Here is a 2309-nt window from a genome sequence, read left to right on the forward strand (position 1 = left end):
TCGATCGTGTTGTCATGATGACTCTCCAGTCCGGATTCCTGTTGAGGCGTGAGACAGGCTGACAAGCCAGATACGTTGTGCCCCTACTTTCGCGACGCGCCCCTTGAGCTTTCCGCGTCGGAGCCAACCGTAGGCGGTCTGACGATGGACCCCGAGCTGTTCGGAGAGTTCCTGCAGTGTCACCTCGTCGTCATTCCAACGGGGAACGTTGCCGGACCAGATCGGTCGCTTCTTTCCAAGCCCCTTTCGTGCCAGAAGCTTCTGGACGATCAACGCGTCGAACATTGGTTTCTTCGCAGGCGTCCAGCCTTTCGCATTGAGATCGTCGGCGATCTGTCGGGAGGTCACCCCCTCGGCACGCAGCACCGCGATCCGATCCAGTATTTCGTCGTGATGCTCCAGTTGTTCAAAGCGTCTCACGGTTCGAATGATCGGATGTGTTGTCACGATCCCGCCTGCCCAGTGGCATTTTATTTCGGCACGTTCGGTCTCTCCGAACACCCGGATGACCACGCGATCGAGCATCATACGGGCGATAGTCTGTCGATCTCGCGATGTAGTGGACTGCGCCTTCCACAGGGAAGGCACATCTTCTGCCAACTGGCGAACCGCGTCCTTTTCCTGCGCCGTTAGCCGCTCAGGTTGTCGCGCAAGGGCTCGCTGGTGGTCATCCGCGAGCGCCTGTTTCGTCGCCAGTGCTGCTTCCCAGTCTCGTTCCAGCGTCCGCGCGACCAGGCGGTTGTCAGGGTCGACAGCTTCGTAGCGTCGGCGCGCGAGCGCCGTTTCATAATCCGCGCGTTCCAGTCGCTGCTTCCAGCCTTCGTGCAACTGCTGGCGTTCGAGTTCGATATCCTCGGCAACTTGAAGACTGACGTCGATTGCCGAGGGTGAGAGGGCTTCGAGCATCAACGCGGTCACACAGGTGTCCACCGGACGAGCGCTGATCGACTGGCACCGTGGACCGCCGTAGGTGGTGGCCTCATAGCTGCAGCTATATCGTGCTTCCCGCCCGTCGTCATTGTAGCCGGTCACCATTTTTCGGCCACACACGCCGCACGAGATCAAGCCGCCAAGCAGTGCTGCGCCACCGCGCGGGACGCCGGTATATCGCGAACGGTTTGCCGCCATCAGCTCCTGGTTCCGCTCATACGTTTGCCAGTCAATGTACGCCGGAAGTGCGCTTTGGTGCAGCACCATCCATTTTTGCGGATCGCGAACAAAGCGTCGGCCACTGTGAGGTTTGCCGGGAACCCGGAGCCGGCCGTCGTGGCGTCGGCGCCCAAAGACATAGGCGCCGGCATAACCAGGGTGACGAAGCATGTCGCCGAGCGTCGCTGTATTAGGTCGGTTCCAGCACACGTCGCCCTTTTCAGGTCCGCTCCGGATTCGATCGGGAAGCGCAATGTCATGGTCCACGAGGTAACGTAGGACACCGCTGATCGAGCGACGCTTTTCAAACAAGGTGAAGACCAGGCGTATGACCCTTTGAACCCCCTCGTCCGGGTCCAATGCCACTTCGCCCGAGGGCTTCAGCACGTAACCGCGCGGTAGACCGAGAATGAGTTCGCCGCGCCGCGCCTTGGCTTTGCGCCCTTCGTGCATACGGGCCTTCAGGATATGAAGTTCAGCCTCACTCATCGTACCCTTCAGGCCGAGCAACAGCCGGTCATTGTAGGTGCTCGGATCGTAGATGCCGTCGGCATCGCCGATCAGCGTGTCGAACAACGCGCACATTTCCAAAAGCTGATGCCAGTCCCTGCATGATCGTGCGAGGCGGGATACTTCGATGCCAATGACCATCCCGACATGGCCAAGCCCAACCTCCGCGACGAGGCGCTGGAAGCCCGGCCGATCAAGGGCCGATGCGCCCGAGCGGCCCAGGTCGTCATCGATCACCGTTATCTGGTCACGACGCCATCCCAGTCGGAATGCCCGATCCGCCAAGGCGTATTGAAGCAGTGTTGACTCGCGGTTGTGCTCGACCTGTCGAACCGTCGACTGCCGAACGTACACGATGGCCTGGCGATCATTGTGGCGGCTGTGGATCTTTTCCGGCAACGCGAAGGTGAGCAGGCTCGGTTCCGCATTCATGACCGATCTCCCGATCCGTCGACACACTCCGTTGTATCAGACTGCTGATCATCGCCACGAGGCGTCGACGCCGGTCTGCCGGCAAATCCGTCCATCGGATGTGTGTCCGCTTCTGGTTCATCGCGACTCACTATCCATTGAACCAACAGAATCAGCGCTTTGTGGCCAATGCGTGGTATCAACAGAACCTCACTTTCAGAGGTTCCCTCACTATGCGT

1 protein-coding gene is annotated in these 2309 nt (G+C 59.9%); it reads right to left on the reverse strand.

The genetic code is table 11. From position 1 onward, the window contains the following. Positions 1-12: 12 nt before the first annotated feature. Complete coding sequence (locus tag MAXJ12_RS34060; protein ID WP_008840813.1) at positions 13-2091, reverse strand: recombinase family protein; 2079 nt, start codon at positions 2089-2091, stop codon at positions 13-15. Between the last annotated feature and the right edge of the window lie 218 nt (positions 2092-2309).

Source organism: Mesorhizobium alhagi CCNWXJ12-2, assembly GCF_000236565.1.
In the GTDB taxonomy this organism is placed as follows: domain Bacteria; phylum Pseudomonadota; class Alphaproteobacteria; order Rhizobiales; family Rhizobiaceae; genus Allomesorhizobium; species Allomesorhizobium alhagi.

Excerpts from the sequence above, each read along its gene's own strand:
- MAXJ12_RS34060 (WP_008840813.1), bottom strand. The coding sequence starts at position 2,091 with ATGAATGCGGAACCGAGCCTGCTCACCTTCGCGTTGCCGGAAAAGATC.